This is a genomic window from Williamsia soli, assembly GCF_017377795.1.
Classification (GTDB): domain Bacteria; phylum Actinomycetota; class Actinomycetes; order Mycobacteriales; family Mycobacteriaceae; genus Williamsia; species Williamsia soli.
In genome coordinates this window covers 42404-65225 of sequence record NZ_JAFRDR010000001.1, presented here as the reverse complement: position 1 = coordinate 65225, position 22822 = coordinate 42404, and the positions used below count along the sequence as shown (strand labels likewise).

The 22822-nt window shown below is 63.8% G+C and carries 20 protein-coding genes and 2 pseudogenes; 9 read left to right on the top strand and 13 right to left on the bottom strand.

From position 1 onward, the window contains the following. Positions 1-68: 68 nt before the first annotated feature. Positions 69-473, bottom strand: a complete 405-nt coding sequence (locus J3S28_RS00300; protein ID WP_207835575.1) for a nuclear transport factor 2 family protein — start codon at positions 471-473, stop codon at positions 69-71. Positions 474-571: 98 nt separating this feature from the next. Between J3S28_RS00300 and J3S28_RS00295 the strand changes: the two genes are divergently transcribed. Then, entirely contained in the window at positions 572-1111 is a 540-nt protein-coding gene (locus J3S28_RS00295) for a TetR/AcrR family transcriptional regulator (protein ID WP_237340895.1), read from the top strand. A 235-nt stretch (positions 1112-1346) separates the two neighbouring features. Here J3S28_RS00295 and dnaB read toward each other — a convergent pair whose 3' ends face one another. After that, a complete protein-coding gene (gene dnaB, locus J3S28_RS00290) occupies positions 1347-3566 on the bottom strand; it encodes a replicative DNA helicase (RefSeq protein WP_237340894.1) in 2220 nt (739 codons plus the stop codon). Positions 3567-4069: 503 nt separating this feature from the next. Between dnaB and J3S28_RS00285 the strand changes: the two genes are divergently transcribed. After that, entirely contained in the window at positions 4070-4633 is a 564-nt protein-coding gene (locus J3S28_RS00285) for a hypothetical protein (RefSeq protein WP_207835574.1), read from the top strand. Positions 4634-4656: 23 nt separating this feature from the next. Here J3S28_RS00285 and J3S28_RS00280 read toward each other — a convergent pair whose 3' ends face one another. Beyond that, positions 4657-5148: a MarR family winged helix-turn-helix transcriptional regulator gene (locus J3S28_RS00280; protein WP_207835573.1), complete on the bottom strand. Its 492-nt coding sequence runs from the start codon at positions 5146-5148 to the stop codon at positions 4657-4659. A gap of 81 nt (positions 5149-5229) precedes the next feature. Here J3S28_RS00280 and J3S28_RS00275 point away from each other — a divergent pair, with 81 nt between their 5' ends. Both J3S28_RS00275 and J3S28_RS00270 read left to right on the top strand, forming a co-directional pair. After that, positions 5230-7365, top strand: coding sequence for an MMPL family transporter (locus tag J3S28_RS00275; protein ID WP_207835560.1), 2136 nt, complete (start codon positions 5230-5232; stop codon positions 7363-7365). Between the two features lie 3 nt (positions 7366-7368). Further along, positions 7369-7995 (top strand): lipocalin family protein, encoded by a 627-nt coding sequence (locus J3S28_RS00270; protein ID WP_207835558.1) that lies wholly within the window; start codon positions 7369-7371, stop codon positions 7993-7995. A 192-nt stretch (positions 7996-8187) separates the two neighbouring features. Here the strand turns inward: J3S28_RS00270 and rplI are convergent, their stop codons facing one another. The 4 genes and pseudogenes from rplI to rpsF all read right to left on the bottom strand — a co-directional run. Then, complete coding sequence (rplI, locus tag J3S28_RS00265; protein ID WP_207835556.1) at positions 8188-8643, bottom strand: 50S ribosomal protein L9; 456 nt, start codon at positions 8641-8643, stop codon at positions 8188-8190. Between the two features lie 18 nt (positions 8644-8661). After that, on the bottom strand, positions 8662-8925 hold the full coding sequence (rpsR, locus tag J3S28_RS00260) for a 30S ribosomal protein S18 (protein ID WP_023958686.1): 264 nt from the start codon (positions 8923-8925) through the stop codon (positions 8662-8664). A 63-nt stretch (positions 8926-8988) separates the two neighbouring features. Further along, positions 8989-9519 carry a single-stranded DNA-binding protein gene (locus J3S28_RS00255; RefSeq protein WP_084892104.1) on the bottom strand — a complete coding sequence of 177 codons (531 nt, stop codon included), beginning with the start codon at positions 9517-9519 and terminating at the stop codon, positions 8989-8991. 230 nt (positions 9520-9749) lie between these two features. Continuing rightward, positions 9750-10025 (bottom strand): annotated as a pseudogene (gene rpsF, locus J3S28_RS00250) (30S ribosomal protein S6); the annotation flags it as partial. A 344-nt stretch (positions 10026-10369) separates the two neighbouring features. Here rpsF and J3S28_RS00245 point away from each other — a divergent pair. Together J3S28_RS00245 and J3S28_RS00240 are read left to right on the top strand one after the other, a co-directional pair. Beyond that, positions 10370-11863, top strand: coding sequence for a glycosyltransferase family protein (locus J3S28_RS00245; protein WP_207835554.1), 1494 nt, complete (start codon positions 10370-10372; stop codon positions 11861-11863). Continuing rightward, on the top strand, positions 11860-12432 hold the full coding sequence (locus J3S28_RS00240) for a GNAT family N-acetyltransferase (RefSeq protein WP_207835536.1): 573 nt from the start codon (positions 11860-11862) through the stop codon (positions 12430-12432). The genes J3S28_RS00245 and J3S28_RS00240 overlap by 4 nt, the downstream gene beginning before the upstream one ends. 13 nt (positions 12433-12445) lie before the next feature. On the opposite strand, the gene J3S28_RS00235 is transcribed toward J3S28_RS00240, so the two are convergent. From J3S28_RS00235 to J3S28_RS00225, 3 genes and pseudogenes are all read right to left on the bottom strand, one after another. Next, positions 12446-14056 (bottom strand): glycosyltransferase family 87 protein, encoded by a 1611-nt coding sequence (locus J3S28_RS00235; RefSeq protein ID WP_207838011.1) that lies wholly within the window; start codon positions 14054-14056, stop codon positions 12446-12448. Positions 14057-14135: 79 nt separating this feature from the next. Continuing rightward, positions 14136-16367, bottom strand: coding sequence for a transglycosylase domain-containing protein (locus J3S28_RS00230; RefSeq protein WP_207835534.1), 2232 nt, complete (start codon positions 16365-16367; stop codon positions 14136-14138). A gap of 101 nt (positions 16368-16468) precedes the next feature. Beyond that, positions 16469-16858 (bottom strand): annotated as a pseudogene (locus J3S28_RS00225) (DUF5318 family protein); the annotation flags it as partial. 276 nt (positions 16859-17134) lie between these two features. Between J3S28_RS00225 and J3S28_RS00220 the strand changes: the two are divergent. From J3S28_RS00220 to J3S28_RS00210, 3 genes are all read left to right on the top strand, one after another. Further along, complete coding sequence (locus tag J3S28_RS00220) at positions 17135-17776, top strand: PadR family transcriptional regulator (protein WP_207835532.1); 642 nt, start codon at positions 17135-17137, stop codon at positions 17774-17776. After that, the gene (locus tag J3S28_RS00215) at positions 17769-18869 is read left to right on the top strand and encodes an inositol-3-phosphate synthase (protein ID WP_207835530.1); all 1101 of its coding nucleotides are present in this window, start codon (positions 17769-17771) and stop codon (positions 18867-18869) included. Before J3S28_RS00220 ends, J3S28_RS00215 begins: the two co-directional genes overlap by 8 nt. A gap of 104 nt (positions 18870-18973) precedes the next feature. Further along, a complete protein-coding gene (locus J3S28_RS00210; RefSeq protein WP_307796700.1) occupies positions 18974-20569 on the top strand; it encodes a serine hydrolase in 1596 nt (531 codons plus the stop codon). Between the two features lie 51 nt (positions 20570-20620). On the opposite strand, the gene J3S28_RS00205 is transcribed toward J3S28_RS00210, so the two are convergent. The 3 genes from J3S28_RS00205 to J3S28_RS00195 all read right to left on the bottom strand — a co-directional run bounded on the left by J3S28_RS00205 (position 20621) and on the right by J3S28_RS00195 (position 22666). Further along, positions 20621-21415, bottom strand: coding sequence for a BPL-N domain-containing protein (locus J3S28_RS00205; RefSeq protein ID WP_237340893.1), 795 nt, complete (start codon positions 21413-21415; stop codon positions 20621-20623). A 177-nt stretch (positions 21416-21592) separates the two neighbouring features. Then, on the bottom strand, positions 21593-21811 hold the full coding sequence (locus J3S28_RS00200; protein ID WP_207835504.1) for a hypothetical protein: 219 nt from the start codon (positions 21809-21811) through the stop codon (positions 21593-21595). Between the two features lie 108 nt (positions 21812-21919). Next, positions 21920-22666 (bottom strand): FadR/GntR family transcriptional regulator, encoded by a 747-nt coding sequence (locus J3S28_RS00195; protein ID WP_207835495.1) that lies wholly within the window; start codon positions 22664-22666, stop codon positions 21920-21922. Positions 22667-22822: the final 156 nt, after the last annotated feature.

Below are 22822 nucleotides of genomic sequence, written 5' to 3'. Positions count from 1 at the left end.
GCTGTCGAAGGCACGGACGTGCCGAGCAGCCCGCTAGCGGTCGAAACAGCGGTGAACGGCCGTAGAACTCAGGCCGCGTACGCCGCAGCTGTCGCAGCGGTGTCCTCGAAAAGGTGCATACGCGTGATCTTTCCGTCCGCCACGGTCAGCCGCAGGGCGACATCGGTGTGGAAGGGTCGGCCGGTGGGAACTGCGACATGGTCGAAGACGGCAAAGATGACTGCGTTCTCGCCGTCCACGATGATGGTCTCGACTGAGACGACGCTCTTACCGGGTTCGACTGCAGCCCAGAGCGATCGAAAATACTCCGGTACTTCGCTGTTGCGGGTCCGCTTGCCCGCCCACGGGGTGAGATCCGGGTTGCCCGGCACGAACCAGTCGATCTCGTCGGCGAAGAGCTCGCCCAGACCTTCGGCGTCCTGTGCGCCGAGGCGCTGCAGGAACGCGGTGGTGGTCTCTGCGGTGGTGTTCATGAATGCCCTTTCTGGAGCCATTGGTGGCGTAGCGACACTTCTGTAGTGGTCGATACAGAACGGTATCACATCTGTAGTGATCGTTATACAATCGAAGGATGGGCCGACCACGAAGCTTCGATCGAGACGCCGCCCTGGATAAGGCCATGCGCCTGTTCTGGGAGCGCGGGTACGAGCAGACCTCGATCAGCGACCTCACGCGGGAGCTCGAAATATCGGCGCCGAGTCTGTACGCGGCGTTCGTGGACAAGCGAACACTGTTCGAGGAGGCAGTAGCGCGTTACGAAGCCAGTCCGGAGTCGGTGACCACCGCCGGGCTCGACGGGACGAATGCACGCGAGGTGCTCAAAGCGATGTTCGACCGCGCGTCGGAGGAGTATCCGAGCGCGGCGCATCCGCGTGGATGCCTGGTCAACACCGAACCCGGGTTGAGCGTGAACCGCACCCAGAACCGTGAGATCACAGCCGCCCGGTTGCGAGAAGTGACTGCGGACGGCGAGGCCGTCCCCGACGCGGAGACGCTTGCGGCGTTCGCGCATGTTCTGCTCGTCGGCTTGTCGTCCTATGCCCGCGATGGCGCCGATGAACAGCAGCTGCGCCGCGTGACCGAAATGGCCTTACGCGTAACTGGGCCATGAACTCGACGCCATCGAAGTTCCGTCAATTGCGCGGCACGAGAACAAAGTCCCGACAAGGCCATGCACTGGCTTTGATGCAGCGACGCACTAGGGGCGCAGGTCACCAGTGTCTTCACTCACTGCATCTTGAAGAGTGCACAGCGTGGCCAGCATCAACTACTGCGCGCAGAGCTTCTCACCAGAGGCGCAAAACCCTGCCCACGACAGACCTGGTGTATATCTAGCAAATCACGGTCTACCCTCGCGCCATATCCACGAACCGGCTCAAATGCAGTTGGTGCGCAACAGTAATCGTCGCTGTCGGACCGTTACGGTGCTTGCCCAGAATGATATCGGCTTCACCCGCACGTGGGTCGTCACGCTCGAACGCGTCAGGGCGGTGCAAGAGGATGACCATATCGGCATCTTGTTCCAGCGATCCCGACTCGCGAAGGTCAGAAATCATGGGGCGCTTGTCAGTTCGCTGTTCCGGGCCACGGTTCAGCTGGCTGATCGCGACCACCGGAACTTCGAGCTCCTTCGCGAGGAGCTTGATGCTTCGGGAGAACTCCGAGACTTCCTGCTGGCGAGATTCGACCTTCTTGCCCGACGACATCAGCTGCATGTAGTCGATGACCACCAGCTTGAGGTCATGCTTTTGCTTCAAACGCCGTGCCTTGGCACGGATTTCCATCATCGTCAGGTTGGGCGAGTCATCGATGAACAGCGGCGCCTCAGAGATCTCACCCATCCGGCGCGCGAGTCGTGTCCAATCGTCGTCACTCATCTTGCCCGACCGCATGTCGCCGAGCTTGATCTTCGCTTCGGCCGAGAGCAACCGCATCACGATCTCGGTTTTGCTCATTTCCAAGGAGAACATGGCGCTGGTCATGTGGTGCTTGATCGAGCATGAGCGCAAGAAGTCCATGGCGAGCGTGGAGTTGTGGGTCGGGATCATCGACTCACCAGCGAGGTACATGTGGTCGACGTTGTCGACCTGGACGCACCGCACGGGAACGCTGGCGATGGGGCGTACGTCGACGATCGTTCGAGCACGCCGAACACTTCTTGAACGTTCTTTGTGTAGCAACGCTTTCTGCGCGGCAAAGAAGACCTTGTCGTCGGTTTCAAAAGTGACTGACGTCGCCTCAGACCGCATGTCGACGGAATAGCCCAGCCCCGACACGAGGTCGCGAACCTGCATCGCCAAGGCGGCAGGCCCCCGGAACTCGACTGCGCCCGATTCGGCGACCTCGCCGGCAACATCTAACAGACCGGCCAACAAATCCAGACGTTGCGCTGCTGACCCTCGCAGGTAGTCGGCCGAAAGATGATCGATATCAAGTGCGTTGAGAGAATCCACAGCGGCGACGCCGTCGACACGCATGGCAACATCCGGCGCCGCGAACTCCAGGGTTCCGCGCGAACCGACCCAAGCGCCTACCGCGTAGGCGTCGACATCCAAGTCGGCGAAGGGCAGCTCCACCGGGTCGACGTTGGCGACAGTCGGTGCTTGGCCTGCGGCCAACGCCGCTGCGATCTCGGCGGTGGTCGACACCGTTGAGTCCACCAACCACTGGTGCTGCTCATCGGCGACGATCACTGAACCATCAGAGAACTCGACCTCATAGCAAGGCCGATCCGCCATCACCCCGGTAGCAGCAACGACGCGCGTGGGCTTGCCGTCGGCGCCGATGAGGTGATCGCCGACCTGCACCTGCCCCATGGTGGTCCATCCCGATGGCGTGGCCAGCGGCGTGCCGAGCGCCAAGGCTTTTCCAACACCAGGCCTCGCGGCCACGATGATCATCTGACCTGCGTGCAGACCGTTGGTGAGTTCGTCGAGATCGTGGAAACCCGTCGGCACACCGAGGGACAGGCCACCACGGGAGGCGATGGAGTCGATTTCGTCCATCGTCGGCTGCAGCAGCTCTTCGAGTGCAACATAATCTTCTGCGGTCCGGCGTTCGGTGACCTCGTAGACCTCGGCCTGCGCGCGGTCGACGACCTCGGCGACATCTTGACCGTCGGCTCCGGCGTAGCCGAACTGGACTATGCGGGTGCCGGCTTCGACCAGACGACGCAGGATGGCCTTCTCCGCGACGATCTCCGCGTAGTAACCGGCGTTGGCGGCAGTTGGCACTGTCGAAATCAGGGTGTGCAGATACGGGGCACCACCGATGCGGCGCAGTTCCCCCGCGCGGTCCAGTTGCCCCGCCACGGTCACCGCGTCGGCGGGCTCACCCTTGGCGTACAGATCAAGGATCGCGTCGTACACAGCTTGATGCGCGGGACGGTAGAAATCGCCGGGGCGAAGTTTCTCGAGAACGTCGGCGATGGCGTCCTTCGACAGCATCATGCCGCCGAGCACGGACTGCTCTGCGGCCATGTCTTGGGGAGGCTGACGACCGAAATCCTCGCTCGGGGGAGCCTGCTCTCGAGCCTCGGCATGCCCACGGTCGTCAACTACGGCCAAGACGCCACCCCTTCTCGCTCACCTGTTCGAAATCAGTCTCGCAGGACTGTCCGACAAGCCCCGACCAGCTCCGGTCACGCCGGTCCATCAATCCACTCGGCCAGACACTAAGGGGTCAACGCGGACGTGCCAAACCGAGCTGTGCACCACCCTGTGCACCAACTGTGGACGCTCTGCGCATACCTGTTAGCGCCCTGTTGGGAACTTGTGGATAAGTCGGCGACTTTCTCCCGTTTCGCCACTTCAGAGAAGGTTTCGCATATTTGAACGCTGTGGATACCTCGCCGGCGGCGTGTCTCTCCATGTCCGCTTTCGGCGTGTTCCTTTTCGGCGATCCGTTCCATGGCAGGCGGTCGACGGCCCGGCGTCCCTCGAACAGCCGAACATCTTGACCGGCCGCGAATTGATCGTTACGATCACGCCCCCGAACCTGCCAACCCGCTACATCCAGACCCGCGAAGTGGTGCAATGATCATCACGCAAGCGATGCTGGGGAGGCATTCATGAGAAAGCTCATCGGCGTGGTGGCGGCAGCGCTGGCGGCGGCGGCGACGCTGACAGTCGGCTCGCCTGCTACAGCCGCTCCAGGGCCCGACTACACGCAGGTGCCCAACCTCTCCGGCTACGTCGCGGTCGACCCCAGTCCTTACTTCTCACTCGATTACAAAGACAACGGCCGTACCTTCTTCGTCACCCCGGGCGGTCGGGTGTGTGCACTCGGCTCCGGATACGCGTACGTCGGCTGCAACGGCCGGCCTGGCGGAGCTCCGCGCGACGCGGTGGGCGTGGCCATCTCAGGAGGCCAAGAAGGCCCGTACTGGGTGCCGCGGGGTACGACGTACAGCACCGCCCCCCAGGGATGGTTCGAACCGCCCTTGCTCGACGTCGGGCAGTCGATCACGGTCGCCGGTTCGACCTGCGCGGTGAGCCCGGTCAGCGTCACCTGTGTCGGCGGTCCACGTGCGTTCACTGTTGCGCAGTCGTGGTTCAAGTTCGTCTATCCGGCGGGCGACAAGTACCACGACAACAACATCAACCCGAAGTACTTACCACCTGATCAACGTTGAGCACATGACGTTTCAGCGCGTCACTACGTTTGGTTCAGGTCGTCCTGATACGTCTTCATCGCGCTGATCATCGCGCTGAACACCCGGTGCGCAGCCTCGAGATCCTCGTCGGGAAGCTCCGCAAGCGCGTCGTGAGTGTGCTTTCCCAGCGGCGCGAAGAACGCTCTCGCCACAGCCATCCCATGATCGTCGTAGTGCAACATCACTTTTCGACGGTCCTTCTCGTGTGATTCACGCCGGATGTGACCGGACCCGATCAGTCGTTCCACGAGGTGGGTGACCGCACCACCGGACACCTGCATCCGTTGACCGAGCGCGCCGGATGTGAGCGGCTCACCGGCAGAGTCCGCGACCATCACGTGCAGCAGGGCACGAAAATCATTGGCACTGAGATCGTTGAGCCCGGCGAAGACCCGCGAGATCTGATCCGACTCCGCCGAGAGGGCCCGCACGTCGGCCGACATCTGGAACTCCAACTCGGCACGCGGGTCCCCCGAAGGGACTTGCTCGGACATGGTTTCCTCCTGCCGGTGGTACAACTGCACCGGAAGATAGTTTAGTTGCTCAATATTTGAAAATGTGAGACTGTCTGAAATATGGCGATAAATGACACGTCAACTGATTCTCGCACCCTTTGGGATCAGCTTGCCGCCTCGGTGACCGGACGACGATCGTGGTGCATCGCACTGGTGATCGTCCTGATCTCGATCGCCGCCATGGGGCTCATCGGCGAAAACGACTCCGCCGGCGAGGCTCCTCAGTCGCTGCCGTCCAACGCCGACTCCGCCGAGGTGGACGACCTGTTGGAACAGTTCCCCGACTCCGACGTCGCCCCAGCTGTTCTCGTCGTTGTCCGCGACGACGGCAACGCGCTGTCCCCGGCGGATCAGGAGGCCGTCGCGGCGGCCCAACAGCGGATGCTCGCCGTCGAGCGGTCGGTCCCCACAGTCAGCCCCACCGGCCCGCCGGTGGCACTCTCACCGGACCAGATGGCGGCGATCTCGATCGTGCCGGTGAGCGCCGACCTGAACGGCTTCAAGCTCACCGACCTCGTCGACGAACTCCGAGCCGCGGCCGACGACGGGCTGCCCAGCGACCTCACGACCTACGTCACCGGCGGCCCGGCGTTCGGCGCCGACACCGCCAACTCGTTCTCCGGCGCCAACGTCACACTGCTCGCCGTCACGGCGCTCGTGGTCGCCCTGCTGCTCATCGTCACCTATCGATCACCGGTTCTGTGGCTGGTACCGCTCATCGTCGTCGCCTTCGCCGACAGACTGGCCAGTTCCGTCGGCACCGGGTTGGCCGAGCTCACCGGATTGTCGTTCGATGGCTCCACCTCAGGTATCACCAGCGTCCTCGTGTTCGGCGCCGGCACCAACTACGCTCTGCTGTTGATCTCTCGCTATCGCGAAGAGCTGCGTGCGGAGGCCGATCATCGAATTGCGTTGCGACGGGCGGTCCGCCAGGCCGGACCGGCGATCCTGGCGTCCAACGCGACGGTGGTCTTGGCCCTGCTGACCCTGCTGCTCGCCGTGCTACCGAGTACCCGGAGCCTCGGCGCGCTTGCCGCAGCGGGTCTTGTCGTGGCAGTGATCTTCGCACTGCTTGTGCTACCACCGTTGCTGGCCTTGTTCGGCACAAAACTCTTTTGGCCGTTCGTACCGAAGGTCGGCGATCCGGTGCCCACCGAGGGCGGCGCGTGGTTCCGCATCGCGGGTGCGGTCTCCCGACACCCCGCGCGAGTCCTCACCGTCGCCCTGACCGCACTGATCGCCTGTTCGCTCGGACTGGTCGGGGCGAACATCGGCCTCTCGCAGACCGAACAGTTCCGGGTCAGCGCCGACTCCGTCGAGGGTTTCGACGAGCTGTCCGAACACTTCCCACCCGGACAGTCCGACCCCACCACTATCATCGCGAAAACATCAGCGGCCGAACAGATTCAGGGAATCATCGAATCCACCGACGGGGTGGTGTCCGTAACAGAGACCGGACAGTCCGACACCGGTTTCACGAAGTGGTCCGTGGTCCTCGATGCAGACCCCGCGTCGCAGCAGGCCTTCGACATCATCGACGAGCTACGTACATCCACCGGCGAATTGCGCGGTGCCAATGCATTGGTCGGCGGATCGGACGCCAAAGCCCTCGACATTCAAAATGCCTCCGAGCGTGACCGATTGGTCATCATCCCGCTGATTCTCGCGGTGGTGTTCGTCATCCTGATCGTGTTCCTGCGAGCGCTGGTCGCGCCCGCGGTACTGGTTGCGACAACCGTCCTGAGTACTCTCGCAGCCATCGGGATCGGCAGCCTCATCAGCGAACACGTCTTCGGATTCCCCGGCCTCGACAACAACGTCCCGCTCTACTCGTTCCTGTTCCTGGTCGCTCTCGGCATCGACTACACCATGTTCCTGGTGATCCGCGCCCGCGAGGAAACCCCGGAATACGGTACGAGACAAGCGATCATCCGAGCAGTGGCCTCGACTGGAGCCGTGATCACCAGTGCCGGAATAGTTTTGGCAGCCGTCTTCTGCGTGCTCGGCATCCTGCCACTCATCACGCTGACACAGATCGGGATCATTGTCGGACTGGGTATCCTTCTCGACACTTTCCTGGTACGAACAGTGGTGATACCGGCTCTCTTCAGCCTGATCGGGCCTCGCATGTGGTGGCCCGGCAATGTGGATACACAAGCGCGTCCACACCCGCAGTTACAACCGCAACAGAATTAGGAGATGGCAACAGTGGCGTTCTCACCTCGAAAACTCACCCGCGCAGTGATCGGTGGTATCGCGATCGCGTTCGCGCTCGCCTGTGCGGCCCCGGCCTCGGCCGACACCAGTTCACTCCCTCAGCCGCTGAAGCCGGTGGCAAAACTGGACACCACGAAGTACCTCGGCACCTGGAACCAGATCGCCGCCATCCCGCAGCCGTTCAACCTCATCTGCGCGCGCGACACCCAGGCGCGGTACGACCTGATCGATGCGAGCAACATCCGGGTCGAGAATACTTGCACCACATGGACAAACGACGAGAACAAGATCGTCGGCAATGCACGCGTCAACGACGCCGTCACCGGCGCGCAGCTGCACGTGAGCTTCCCCGGCGTCCCGACGCAGGAGTCCAAGTCCGGCCCCACCAACTACGTCGTCACCTACATCGCCGACGACTACTCCTGGGCCTTCGTCGGAAGCCCCGAGCGCACCTCGGCATTCGTGCTCTCCCGGTCGCCGGATGTGACCACCGCGCAGTGGCAGCAGATCCGCAAAATCGCCGAGGACCGCGGCTACAACGCCTGCACGATCCTCACCTCACCGACCACCGGTGGCTCGAACGAGATCCGCCCACTCTGCACGGTCTGACCTGACCTGCGCTGCCTGGCCTGAATCGCCGACTCCTCCACCCGTTTTCGCGCCACCCACCGGTTACGACAGGTGGCCCGCGCGAAAACGGGTGGGCGGCGGGGATGTCAGAGCCGACCCGGCAATAACAACTCCAGGTACAGCAAACCCCCGACCACATGGCCGGGGGTTTGTTGTATGACTTGCCTGTGACTACTCGCCGGCAGCGACGGTCAAGCTGAACTTGGCGGCGATGTTGCCGTGCAGGTTCACCACGACCGGGTACTTGCCGGTGGCCTTGATGTGGCCCTCGGGCAGTTCGACGGTGCGCTTGTCGAGTGCCGGTCCACCGGCACTCTTGATCGCGCCCACGACGTCAGCCGTGGAGACCGAACCGAACAGCTTGCCGGAGTCGTGGGTCTTGACGCCCAGCTTGACCTCGGCGAGGCCTTCGATGGCCTGCTTGAGCTCGTTGGCGTGCTCGACGCCGCGAACCTCGCGGAGATCCCGCGAGCGGCGGATGCCGTCGACCTGCTTCTGTGCTCCACGGGTGGCGACGATGGCCAGTCCGCGGGGCAGCAGGAAGTTACGGCCGTAGCCGTCTTTGACCTCGACGGTGTCGCCTGCGACACCCAGGTTCTCAACCTCTGCGGTGAGGATCAGTTTCATGTTCTTGGTCCTTTCCGCTTATCGAGAGGTCGAGGTGAAGGGCAGCAGGGCAACTTCGCGCGAGTTCTTGACGGCGATGGCCACGTCCCGCTGGTGCTGGACGCAGTTACCGGTGACCCGACGCGAACGGATCTTGCCACGATCGGACAGGAAACGGCGCAGCAGCGCGGTGTCCTTGTAGTCGATCAACAGGTTCTTCTCTTTGCAGAAAGTGCAGGCCTTGGCCTTGACGATCTTTTCTGCACCACGGACCTTCCGTCCGCCTTTAGCTTTTCCAGCCATGTGTACATACTCCAAAAGTGTTCTCTAGCCGCGGCATGTGACTGCCGCGCCCGAGGATGTTCGTCAGAACGGTGGTTCGTCGTCCCCGCCGCCGAACGATCCGCTAGCCGGGGCGCTGCCCCACGGATCGTCGTTCTGCGCAGCGCCGCCGCCGCCGGAATTGCCCCCGCCGCCACGGTTTCCACCGCCGCCGCCGGATCCGGCATTGCCGCCACCACCGCCGCCGCCACGCGAGGCCCGATTGACCTTGGCGGTGGCATAGCGGAGCGAGGGACCGATCTCGTCGACCTCAAGTTCGACCACTGTGCGCTTCTCACCCTCACGGGTTTCGTACGACCGCTGCTTGAGCCGGCCGGACACGATCACGCGTGAACCCTTGGTGAGAGACTCTGCGACATTCTCGGCGGCATCGCGCCAGATGTTGCAGCGCATGAACAGCGCTTCTCCGTCTTTCCATTCGTTGGTCTGCCGGTCGAACGCCCGCGGCGTCGAAGCCACGGTGAAGTTCGCGACGGCGGCACCTGACGGCGTGAACCGGAGTTCCGGATCTGCCGTGAGGTTCCCAACGACGGTGATGATGGTGTCGCCTGCCATGTGTATCTCCCGAGTTCAGTTGCGATTGCGCAGTGGTTGGGGTCGATGTGCACCGAGTGGGCCCCTAGTCAATAAGGAACCCTAGAGCCCGGTACCGACACGCATTGGACGTTCGAGAGACCCGATCGGTTCTCCCGGACTCCCAGCGGCTACTTGGCCGGTTTCGCGGCAGCCTTGGCGGCGTGCTTGGCAGCCACCTTGGCGCGACGTACCTTGGCACGCTCGTCGACGCGCATCACCTTGGTGCGCAGCACCGACTCGTTCAGCTTGAGCTGACGATCGAGCTCGGTGACGGTTTGGGGTTCCGCATTGAGATCGACGACTGCGTAAATTCCCTCGGTGTGCTTGAGGATTTCGTAGGCAAGACGGCGCTTGCCCCAGACATCGACGCCTGCAACATTTCCGCCATCCTGGCGAATCACGTTGAGGAAGGTATCCAACGATGGAGCAACAGTTCGCTCATCCAGGTTGGGGTCAAGAATGACCATCAATTCGTAGTGACGCATAAGACCTCATCACCTCCTATGGACTAGGTCGGCCACGGACGTTCCGTGGCAGGAGGGTCGCCGCGTCGGCAACGCTGGCCAGGCTACCTCAACTGACCGTGACCAGCGAAATTCGCCGATCTGCGCATCGAAACTGAATCTCCGCTCAGTTTCTGCGGATGGGCACCCCAACTGTGATAGCCGTCACCGATAACTTGACCGCCGACTGGCTGGCCGGAGTGATCGGCCGGTAGGCAACGAACCGCTCACCATCGACGTCGGTGACCTTGCAGGGGGTGGGCTAAATCGAGTGGAACCGCAACCAGATTTCGTAGCGTCAGATGTGCGCCCTTACTCTGTAGCCCATGCCATCGCCGCCCCGCGCTTCGACGTGGGAAGAGGTGACCCCCGAAGAGCCGTCTGGCCAGACTCCATCGTGGCGGACCCGCATCAGCGCAGGACGCGGCGAACTCATCCTCATCCTGCTGATCTCGTTGCTCGTCAGCTCCTTCTTCATGTGGCTGAGCTATCTGGGTAAGGCCACGTGCGGCGGGGCTCCCTTCGACGAGTTCGGCCGCAGCTCCGTCTGGCCCGTCGGTTCCGGCGAGATCGTGATGCCGTGTTATTCGGATCTGCAGTTCCTGTGGGTCGGCCGCGACATCAACAATCACATCTTCCCGTTCATCCACGGCGGCATCGACGACAACGGCGTGCTCTACGGCGGCGTCGTCGAATACCCGGTGCTGTCGGGTCTGCTGATGTACATCGGTGCCAGCGGCGCCCACACCGACATCGACTTCCTCACCCAGTCGGCACTACTGCTTGCACCGTTCGGCGTTCTCATCGTCATCCTGCTCGCCCTGCTGGCGCGCTGGTGGGTGTTGCTCTGGGCCGCGACCCCGCCGCTGATCCTCTACGCGTTCCACAACTGGGAACTCCCCGTCGTCGCGACCACGGTCGGCGCGGTCGCGGTGATGGTGCTCGGTGCGCGGATCAACAGACGCACCGGTAGACCGTGGATGTCGTTGCGTACCAGCGCACTCTGGGCATCGTTCATCCTCTCGATCGGGTTCTCACTCAAGATCTATCCCGGCCTGTTCGTCCTTCCGCTGGCCATCTTCGTGCTCACCCGCGCCATGGCACCGAGGTCGGCGGGCACCGGGCACGAGGACGACTCGCGGGTCCGCCTCGACTGGGCGGGCGCAGGTGCGGTTGCCGGAGTCGCGGTCGCGACCGTGCTCGCGGTCCAGTTGCCGTTCATGATCGCCGGATTCGAGGGATGGCAGGCCTCACTGTCGTTCCAGGGCAAACGCAAGGCCGATGTCGACACCAACTCCATCTGGTACTGGGGTCTGCGGCATTTCACCGGCAGCGGCCCCAGCGACGACCCGAGCCTGTACAACTCGATCGTCGGGGTTGCCTCACCACTGCTGATCATCGCCTCGTTGGCCCTGGCGGTCTGGTTCGGTCTACGGCACTGGCAGCGCGGCAACGTCTTTCCCTGGATCGGCGTCAGCGCCGCGATGCTGGCCGGGTTCATGCTGTTCCACAAGGTGCACTCGCCGCAGTACACGCTGTGGATCCTGCCGTTCTTCGTTCTTCTCAAGGTCGATTGGCGCGTGATCCTGCTGTATCTCGTCGGCGATCTCGCCTTGGACCTCACCATCTTCCGGATGTTCGGAATCCTCACCCGTGGGGACGACATGACCTGGTGGGTCATGGGCGGCGTACAACTCGGCGTGTGGTCTCACGCGCTCTGCCTCGCGTTCCTGATCTACCACTTCGTGGGCAGAGGGCTACGCGTACCGCCGGAAATGCCCTCGACGGCCGGGCCGCGGAGCGCTACCGTACCGGCATGACCTGGTTGAGCGCCCCCGTCCTGTCCGGTACGCGAGTTACTTTGCGGCCCTTAGAGCTTTCCGACGCGGCCGACTTGGCTGCCGCCGTCGACACCCCTGAGCCTTTCCGCTGGACCACCGTCCCCGCAGACGAGCAGGAAGCCCACGACTACATTCAGACCGCTCTCGACACCGCCGATCAGGTCGCGTTCGCCGTCGTCGACCGGGCGACCGACCGGATCGTCGGCTCGACCAGCTTCTACGACATCAGCCCCGCGAATCGGGCTCTCGCCATCGGCTACACCTGGTACTCCTCATCGGTGCAGGGCACGACCGTCAACCCGGATGCGAAACTGCTACTGCTGCGGCGGGCGTTCGAAGACCTCGGCGCGGTACGCGTGGTGTGGCACACCGACGAGCGCAACGCCCAGTCGCGGGCGGGTATCGCGAAGTTGGGCGCCACCTTCGAAGGTCTGCTCCGCAAACACAAGCCATTGGCCGGCGGCGAGTGGCGGACCACCGCGCAGTTCGCGATGACAGACGACGACTGGCCCGCTGCGCGGGCGAAACTGCAGGAACGCCTCCGGTGAGTGCACGCGCGGGCTAGGAGTCCTCGAGCAGGAGCGGTCCCGTGGCCTGATCGTCTTCGCGCTGGCGCACTGTGGGCGTGCGCCGCGGCCACGGCATCCGATCGGGAGCGAGATCGAGAACGCCGCCACCGGGGTCGTCGGCGGACAGTCGCCGCCAGCCGTGCCCACGGCGGACCAGGTCCTCGGTCGGGTGATAGATCTGCCAGATGACCAACGCGCACAGCGCGATCACTGCGATGTCGCGGATCACCACCGCCGTGAGGAACCACTGCTCCGGTAGCCCGTCGCCGGTCTCCTGGAACAGGTACCACATCATGCGCGGCACCCATACGAGTGAATCGATCACCATCCAAGCCAACAAGATCCGGGTGTGAGGTAACGCCAGCACCGCCAACGGCACGAGCCACAACGAGTACTGCGGGCTCCACACCTTGTTCACGAGCAAGAATCCGGCGACGGTCAGAAACATGAGCTGCGCCAGGCGTGGACGCATCGGAGCGTGAAACGCCATGAACGCCAGTGCGAGGCAGATCAGGATGAACAAACCCATGCTGATCGCGTTGAGCAACGACGGCGCCTGCCCCGGCTGATTGCCCCACTGATACCCGGACACCGCCGAGATGACATTGAAGAGGGTGTCGGGGTCGGTGCCGCGTTCTGAGTTGTAGCGGAAGAACTCTGACCAGCCGCGGGGATACAGCACCATGATCGGCAGGTTGATCACCAGCCAGGTGGTGGCGGTCACGACAGCGGTGATCCCGAAGTCGCGAACCTTGCCCGCACGCAGGCACAGGATGAGCAATGGGATCAGCAACAGCCCGGGATACAGCTTCGCCGCCATCCCGATTCCCAGGAATAGTCCGGTGAGCCAGGGATTTCGGCGCGACCACGCCAACATGGCGACGGCCAGCGCGGCGGTGGCGATGGCATCGAAGTTCGTGAAGATGTGCACGATCACCAACGGCGATGCGGCGGCCAAGGCTGCCGCCCACACCCGGCGCTGCGCGGTGAGCGCGGTGGCCCAGATGGTGACCAACCAGCACAGCGCAAGACCGAGCGCGACCAGATTGAAGAACAGCACCACGTCGAGCGCTGCAGGCACGCCCCAGTTCTCGTGCGCCCACTCCCACCCTTGCGCGGTTTGCGCCGCGGCGTACATGAACATGCCCGTCGCAACGGGGTACTCCATGAAGCGCTGCTCCTGGCCACCGTTTCCGTCGTCCTGGAACCAGGACGCCTTGTACGGCAGTGCCCCCTCGTTGAGTTTCTCGGCGCCGTAGAGGGGGATGGTGTCGGCGTAACACAGCGCGGTGTACTGGCGGTGGTTGTCCCAATCCAGACCCAGGACCTTGGTGGTCTTGTCCGGAGCCTGCTGCAGGCAACCGGCTTTCGCGAACCACCCGAGCGCCAGGAATACGAGTGCGATCAGCAGGATCACCCGCACCGGTGTCCAGCCGGGACTGCGGCCGACGACTGCGTGCAGGCCGACAGGGCCACCGATCACCATGCTGCCCGGGGCGGCGATGGGGTCGCTGCGGCTCGGCAGGATCCGAGTGCTCGCCTCTCGTCGATCGGGAGCGAACTCGGTCGGCGACTCGAACAGATCCAGCGAATCGGTTGTCAGCGCCTGCTCGGCGCGAGGCTCATCGTCTCGGGCCCCGACTGCGCTCTCCGAGTCCCCCTCAGTCGTCACGAACCGTCGCCTACGGGCTACCGCGGCCCGGGCCGCCCTCTTCAGGAGGCAGGGTCGGTGCCGTCTCCGTCTCAGTCTCCGTGTCGGGATCCGGGTTCGCCTGCCCTGGCAGCGGTATCACCACGCCCGGCGCGAGCGTCACCCCCGGTTGGGTGGTCGAGGTCGGCGGAGCGGTCGTTGTCGCCGGCGGCCTGCTGCGGGTTGTGGTGTAGGTCTCGGGCGGCGGCTCGTACGGCACGCCGGCGACCCCACCGATTTCCGTGGGCTCCGGGAAGTTCTCGATCGGCTGCCCCTCGAGCGCACGGTTCATCGCGGTGCGCCAGATCTGGGCGGGCAGCCCTGACCCATAAATGGTTGCGCCGCTGTAGTTCTTCAGCGCCCCACCCTTGTCGGTACCGACCCACACCGCGGTCGACAGCTGGGGGGTGTAACCGACCATCCAGGCGTCCTTGTTGTTACCGGTGTCGCCGAGCTGGGTGGTTCCGGTCTTGGATGCCGACGGGCGTTCTCCGCCGTCAAGAGCATTGCCGTTGGAGTAGGCCGCGATCGGTTCGAGCGCCGCGGTGGTGTTGTCGGCGACCTCGGCGGGAAGCCGGCGTTCACCCTGGTTGTCGGTGCGCTCGTACAGCACCTCGCCCTTGGAGTTCTCGACCTTCTGCACGAAGTGCGGGGCGTGGAACATGCCGGACGCGGCGAGGGTGCCGTACGCCGAGGCCATGTCGATGACGCGGGAATCGTACTGTCCGAGAACCACACCACCCTCGACACCGCCGTCTGCGTTCTGGAGAGTCTTGACTCCGCTACTGGAAACCTCAGGGATTCCTGCGCGGTGGGCCGCTTCGGCGACAGCATTGGGTCCGCCGTTGAGGTCCATCATCAGTCGGTAGTAGACGGTGTTCAGTGACATCTTCATCGCGGTGGCCAGGTTGCAGCTGCCACACGATTCGCCGTCGGAGTTGTTGACGGTCAGACCGCCCGCACCTTCGAAGGGTGCCGAGCTGTAGTTCTTGGAGAGCGGGATGCCTTGCTCGAGGGCGGCCACGAGCGCGAAGACCTTGAACGATGACCCGGTCTGCAGGTCGGCCTGGGCGTAGTCGTAACCGTTGCCGTCGTTTCCGCCGAAGTAGCCCTTGACCCCGCCGGTGCGCGGGTCGATCGAGACCACTGCCGTCCGGATGTCGTTGGGTTCACCTTCACGTAAGTCGTTGGCGCTGCTGACGTTCGCGTTCTGCACTTGCGGGTCGATGGTCGTCGTGACCCGAAGCCCGCCGGTGCGGATCTCCTCCTCGGAGATGTTGAGGGTGCCCAGCTCGGCCAGTACCTGCCGCTTGATCAGGCCGTTGGGTCCGTTGCTCGCCGGGTCACCGGTCTCGGCTTGTTGCTCGACGACTTTGGGGTACTGCTGCGCGAGACGGTCTTCCTCGGTGATGGCCCCGGTGGTCACCATTCCGTCGAGGACGTAGTTCCAACGGCCCTCGGCTGCCTGCAGATTCGTCGCGGGATCGTAGTAGGACGGGGACCGGATCGAGCTCGCCAGGACGGCGGCTTCAGGCAAGGTGATATCGCGGATGTCTTTGTTGAAGTACGCCTTCGACGCAGCCGAGACACCGTAGGCGCCGCGACCGAAGTAGATGGTGTTGAGGTAGGCGGCGAGAATGTCCTGCTTCGACCACTCGTTGGCCATCTTCGTGGAGATCGCGAGCTCGCGGAACTTGCGCTGGTAGCTGGCCTCGTCACCGGTCAGCACGTTCTTCACGTACTGCTGGGTGATCGTCGAGCCACCGCCGGCGTCTTCGCGACCGGTGATCTTGCCGAGCGCCGCGCGTCCGTAACCACTGATCGAGAACCCCGCGTTCTCCTCGAACTCGCGGTCCTCGGCGGCGATGACCGCCTGCTGCAGAACGAGCGGGATCTCTTCGATCGGGACGTCGGTTCGGTTGCCCTCCGGTGGCACGATCTTCGCGATCTCACCACCGGAGGAATCGACCACGGTCGCGATCTGGCTCTGCTTGATGTCGCCGGGTGCGGGCACGGATAGGTCTGCGTAGGTGAACAGGAACACTGCCGCCATCACCAAGACGAACCCCGGCAGCAACGCGCCGCCGAGGCCGACGATCCAAGCGATGACCTTGTGGAGGCGTCGCTTCTTCTGCGCCGGGGTCAGGCCGGCCGAAGCGGGACGTCCGCCATCGTGCTCCGAGGTCCAAGTGGACCTGTTCGGTCCGTCAGGGCCGCTGTTCACAGATACTTCTCCATACCTTCGGTACCCAGTACTTCCGGGCCACCGGCGGTGTCCACTTGCGAGGATCCACCGCCGGCTGAATTGTTTGCCACGCGTCCGCCGGCCACCCTGCGACTGCGTCGCACCCGTGGCCGTGGCGGCAATCCAGATACGTATGACTGGACCAAATGGTTCCAGCTACATGTCCGGCACACCTCCACCACATGTACCGAGAACTCCTCCTGGCTCACCGCCAGACGCAAGATCTCCTCGGTCGTCCGGGCTGATCCCGAAACCTGTCCAAGCTTCTCGCCGAACACCCACGACACGATGGTGACCTGCTCTTTTCTGCAGATCGGGCACCGAGTCGTGGACGGTCGGCCGTGAAACTTGGCCGCTCGCAGCAGATAGGGGCTGGCATCGCAGACCTCGGCGACCCCGGTACGTCCGGAGTACACCTCGGCCAGCCGAGACTTGCGCTGTAACGCGTAGTCCACCACCTGTCGCTGCAATCGCACTCGTCAAGAGTACGTGCCACCGCTCAGCGGTCGTCTGCGGTTGTTGCACGGGCCCGGCCCGAGTGCAGACCCGGTCACCGGCATCAACACCGCGCTCGAGCGCCCCCGCAGCGCCGCCAGCAGAGGACATCTGAACGCTTTCTGGCCGATACCCCTCGGATCGCCCCAGTTCAGACGTAGTTTCCCACCCGGTTATATCGGCCCGATACATTCGGGTGTACTGTTTGGCACACAGGTTTCTGCAACACGTTGAATGGAGGTGTCATCCCGATGCTCGAACTTGCAGTACTCGGTTTGCTCCTCGAGTCCCCGATGCACGGCTATGAGTTGCGCAAGCGGCTCACCGGTCTTCTCGGGGCATTCCGGGCGTTTTCGTATGGATCGCTGTACCCGTCGCTGCGCCGTATGCAGGCCGACGGGTTGATCGCTGAGGATGCCGGCCCACAGGGAACGCTCAAACGACGCGCACGTCGCGTCTATGCGCTCACTCCCAAAGGACGTGAGCGGTTCGCTGAACTGGTCGCGGACACGGGTCCTCAGAACTACACCGACGACGGCTTCGGAGTGCACCTCGCATTCTTCAGCCGGACCCCGGCAGAGGCGCGGATGCGCATTCTCGAGGGTCGTCGCCGGCAGGTGGAAGAGCGCCGCGAAGGTCTCCGTGAGGCAGTCGGACGTTCCAACCGCACAGTGGATCGCTACACGAAGCAGCTCCATCAGCTGAGTCTCGAATCCAGCGAACGAGAAGTCCGCTGGCTCAACGAGCTCATCGCCGCCGAGGGATCGGAGCGAGCCGAGGACCCGACAGCAGCGTCGCGTAACCCCGGCCCGTTACCCACCGAGACGGTCCATGCAGAACCAGAAACAACCTCAGTTACACCACACAAAGAAGGGGAACCCGACCATGGGTGACAACACCAATTCAGTTCGCGTGGCGATTGTTGGCGTGGGAAACTGCGCCTCATCCCTGGTCCAGGGCGTGCAGTACTACCAGGATGCCGATGAGAGCGCAGTCGTTCCCGGCCTCATGCACGTGAAGTTCGGCCAGTACCACGTCCGCGATGTGCAGTTCGTCGCCGCGTTCGACGTGGACGCCAAGAAGGTCGGATTCGATCTCTCGGACGCCATCTTCTCCAGCGAGAACAACACCATCAAGATCGCCGACGTGCCGCCGACCGGCGTCACCGTCCAGCGCGGACACACCCTTGACGGACTCGGCAAGTACTACCGCGAGACCATCACCGAGGCTGACGGCGAGGGCGTCGATGTCGTCCAGACCCTGAAGGATGCCAAGGTCGACGTGCTCGTGTCGTACCTGCCCGTCGGATCCGAGGAGGCCGACAAGTTCTACGCGCAGTGCGCCATCGACGCGAACGTCGCGTTCGTCAACGCCCTCCCGGTCTTCATCGCCAGCGACCCCGTGTGGGCCAAGAAGTTCGCCGACGCCGGCGTGCCGATCGTCGGAGACGACATCAAGAGCCAGGTCGGTGCCACCATCACCCACCGCGTCATGGCGAAGCTGTTCGAAGACCGCGGCGTGACCCTGGACCGCACCTACCAGCTGAACGTCGGCGGCAACATGGACTTCAAGAACATGCTCGAGCGTGAGCGTCTGGAGTCCAAGAAGGTCTCGAAGACCCAGGCCGTGACCTCGAACCTGACCGGTTCGCTGTCGGGCAAGATCGACGACAAGAACGTCCACATCGGACCCTCGGACCACGTCGCGTGGCTCGACGACCGCAAGTGGGCCTACGTCCGCCTCGAAGGCCGTGCCTTCGGTGACGTGCCGCTGAGCCTCGAGTACAAGCTCGAGGTCTGGGACTCCCCCAACTCGGCCGGCATCATCATCGACGCCGTGCGGGCCGCCAAGATCGCCAAGGACCGCGGCATCGGCGGACCCATCCTCCCCGCGTCGGCCTACCTGATGAAGAGCCCGCCCGAGCAGCTCGCCGACGACGTCGCGCGCACCCAGCTCGAAGCCTTCATCGTCGGAGCAGACGCCTGATCTGATCTGATCGCGCTTCACCCGAGAGCCGCACACCTGCAGAAGGTGTGCGGCTCTTGGTATTTCCCGTGCAAAGTGCGCAGCGATGACCAAGAATGTCGCTTATGACGAGTTTGATCACCTCTCGCCGCATCAAGGTCGCCGCCACGGCGCTGGCGGCTGTTCTCGTGGTGTCCGCATGCGGAGGCGACAACGAATCACCTGCTCCCGCGGGCGACTTCTCGGGCCCGCCGCCTGCCAATTCGGCGGTGTCGGTGAGCGACGCGCAGATCAAGGACGCGATCGACCGGGTGCCCGAACTCGCCGATGGCATTCTCTCGAAGACCAAGATCCCCGGCCTCGCGGTGGCGGTCGTACACAACGGCGAGGTGGCTTTCGCCGAAGGTTTCGGGGTCAAAGAGGTCGGAAAAGACGCGGGAGTCGACGCCGACACCGTCTTCCAGATCGCATCGCTCTCGAAATCCGTGGGTGCGACGGTCATCGCCGAACAGGTCGGCAAGGGGGTCGTCGAGTGGGAGACCCCTGTCCGCCAGAACCTTCCGTCGTTCACCATGAGCGATCCGTGGATCAGTGACCACGTGACCATTGCTGACATGTACACGCACAGGTCGGGGTTGCCGCTGCACGCAGGAGACATCCTCGAAGACCTCGGCTACGGGCAGCCAGAGATCCTGAGCAAGCTTGCGCAGGAGCCCATCGAGGTCGCGAACTTCCGGGTTCACGACAACTACACCAACTTCGGCATCACCGCAGCCGCCGAATCCGTCTCCGCCGCCGCCGGAACCGACTGGGCCACGCTGAGCCAGAACTCGCTCTATGGACCGCTGGGCATGACCAACACCAGTTCCCGCTTCGCCGACTACATGGCGCACAGCGACCGCGCGATCCCGCACACGCTGGTCGGCGACAAGTACGAGCCCAGATTCCAGCGCGACCCCGACGCCCAGGCCCCCGCCGGCGGCGTCTCATCGACGGTCAACGACCTGGCCAAGTGGATGAACCTGATCCTCGCCGGTGGCGAACACAATGGTCAGCCCCTCGTCGAGAAGGAGCCGCTCGTCGCAGCGTTCACCAGCGAGTTCGTCAACGGACCGGGGCGCAACACCTCGTTCCGGTCGGGTACGTCGGGCTATGGCGTGAACGTCAGCACGACGTCGTCCGGACGCGTTATCAACAGCCACTCCGGAGCGTTCAACCTGGGTGCAGCGACCAACTACGTGATGATCCCGTCCCTGAACGTCGGGATCGTGGCCCTGAGCAACGCCGGACCGATCGGCGCGGTCGAAGCTCTGACCGCCGAATTCGTCGACCTCGTCCAGTACGGAGAAGTCACCCGGGACTGGGTCGCGGACTACGCACAGCTCACCGCCGAACCCGCAGGAGGTGAACTGGCAGGCAAGCAGCGTCCCGCCGACGCCGCGCCTGCCGGGCCGCTACCGCAGTACGCCGGCACCTACGCCAATCCGTACTGGGGTGAGGCGACCGTGGCTGCGATGCCCGACGGCAACCTGCAATTGACCATCGGACCGGATCGAGTGCAGTACACCCTCACGCCGTGGAGTGGCGACACCTGGACCTTCACACCGACCGGTGAGATGCCGAACCCGGGCACGGTGTCGCAGGCAACCTTCAGCGGCAACACCGTGGTGCTGGAGTACTTCGACGACAACGGGCTCGGGACGTTCTCGAAAGTCGGTTGATCGAATTCGGTTCGCGGATCAGCCTGCTGCGGCGGCGTTCCGCGATTTCCCCTAGCGGGCAGTGGTCTTCTCGACGAGCTCGTAGGCGATATCGGTCCGTATTCCATCCGGATTCTTCAGACGCGCCTCGTCATACCATGACTGGTCGGCCTCGGGGTGTGGACCGCTGACACCGACCTTGCCTTTGCCGTAGGGCGCCACCATGACTGCGGCGATGCCGTTGGGGTAGGTCGCCAGGACTTCGGCATCCGCGTTCGGCTTCACGGTGAATGCGGGACCGTCCTGGAAGTACATGTGGCGCTTTTGTCCGCGGTAGGTGACGCCGACGACGGTGTCCCGGTCGTTGTGCACGGTGGCGCCCGCGGTGTCCGTATATCCGCCCACTGCGGCGGGCAACAGGTCGAAACCGGGATCGGATCCCGCCAGGTAACCTCCGAAACAGACGCCGATATAGCTGCCTCCGCGGCTGATCCACGCTCGTAGGTCGTCAGCCACTGCTTTGAGGTCGGCCCAGCTGGACTCGAGATCCTGACCTCCCCCAGGTTGCACGTACAGCGACGCGGTGGCCAGAGTGGCCGCGGTGAGAGGGGTGCCGGTGCCGGGACCCACGTACTTGGTCCGGAACGGGTGCGGCGCGTTGCGCAGGAGCGTCGCGATGGAGGGCGCACAGTCGTCGCACCCTTGCGGACCGTTGTAGATCAGTGCGAGGGGGAGTTTTGGCTCCGGCGCACTGGTCGCAGGAGTGCAACCCATCACCATCACCAGCACGGCCAGGGCCGTCGCGACCAACGCGCGCACCCATGTCGAGCGGAACGGGTGCGACTTCTGCTGGCGGCGAATGGTCATGTCGTCTCTCCTCGCGGACGGCTCCCCCGGCGGCGACCACAAGCGGCTGACCCGGCGTTTGTTCGATTCACAGCAGTGTAGATGGTTTCGCCTGGTGCGCACCGGAGATCGAGGAGGAGGACTACGACGAAGACCCACCGGATCTCGGTGGGTCTTCGGCGAGTGAACGGTGGCGGATCAGCCGACCACGGTGGTGTCGTAGTAACCGTCACCGTCGGTGTCGACGTGCACGGTGTCGATGTAGCCGTCGTTGTTGGCGTCCTCGTGCATCTCGTCGGCCATACCGTCGCCGTCGGTGTCGTATTCCTCGTAGTTCGCGATGCCGTCACCGTCGGTGTCGGTGAGTGCCGCATCGATGATTCCGTCGGCGTTGGTGTCGTAGTACTCGGTGGCCATGATGTTCTCCTCGCTGATGTGTGGCTTTCAGGGATAGGAGAGCCCGGAACCCGCGAATGTTCCCGACGGCTGCAACGTCGGCCGAACGGTCGACGAGCGCACTCACCCCTACATCTGCCAGTGCACCGGCCGCGAGATGATGTCGGCCAGCCGCCGGCGGTAGTACTTCGCCGACTCCTCGTTGAACGCGCTCATCGTCTTCGCGGTCGCCTCGGTGTCGCGCGCACGCATCGCGTCCAAGACGTCCTGCTGCATCTCGACCGCGGCAAGTCTGGTGGCCATCGGATGCTCGTTGGGTTCGGCGTCGCGCACCAGCAACCACAGCGTCTCCATGACGATCTTCAGCGCGGGATTGCCGGCCGCCTCGTACACACAGCGCTGGAAGACCGCGTTGTTCTCCTGGAAGTTCGCATAGTCACCCGGATCTTCGCGCATCCTGTCGAGCGCGGTCTGCATGACCTCGATCTGTTCGTCGGTCACGTTCGCCGCAGCGGCGCGGGCCACGATGGGTTCGAGCATCAGCCGGACATCGATGACGTCGCTGATGTTGGCGCTGTCGATCTGCAGGAACAGCTTCATTGTGTTCCCGAGCGATTCGAGCTCCGGCCGCTTGGCGACCGGGCCGCCGCCGATGCCGGACTTGATGGTCACCAGGTCCCGGCTCTCGAGTAGCCGCAGCGCCTCCCGGACCGTGGTGCGGGCAACCCCGTGCTCGGCCACCATCTCTTTCTCGGTCGGAAGCCGCTGACCGACCACGATGCCGCCGGTGAGGATCTGATCCGCGATGACGTTTGCGATCTTTGCGGACATCTTCTGCCCGCGGACCTTCGGCCCTACGGTGTCTTCTGCGGTCATCTCTCCCCCATGGCGATCAGCAGGCGCTGCGTGGATATCAGCGCATTCGGCTCGTACGCTGACAACACTTTCAGCGCTCCGGCATTGCGCCCAACAGTACCCATCCGAACTGTGATGTGGGTCAAGTCTGTACATAGTTAGCGAGATTAGATACTG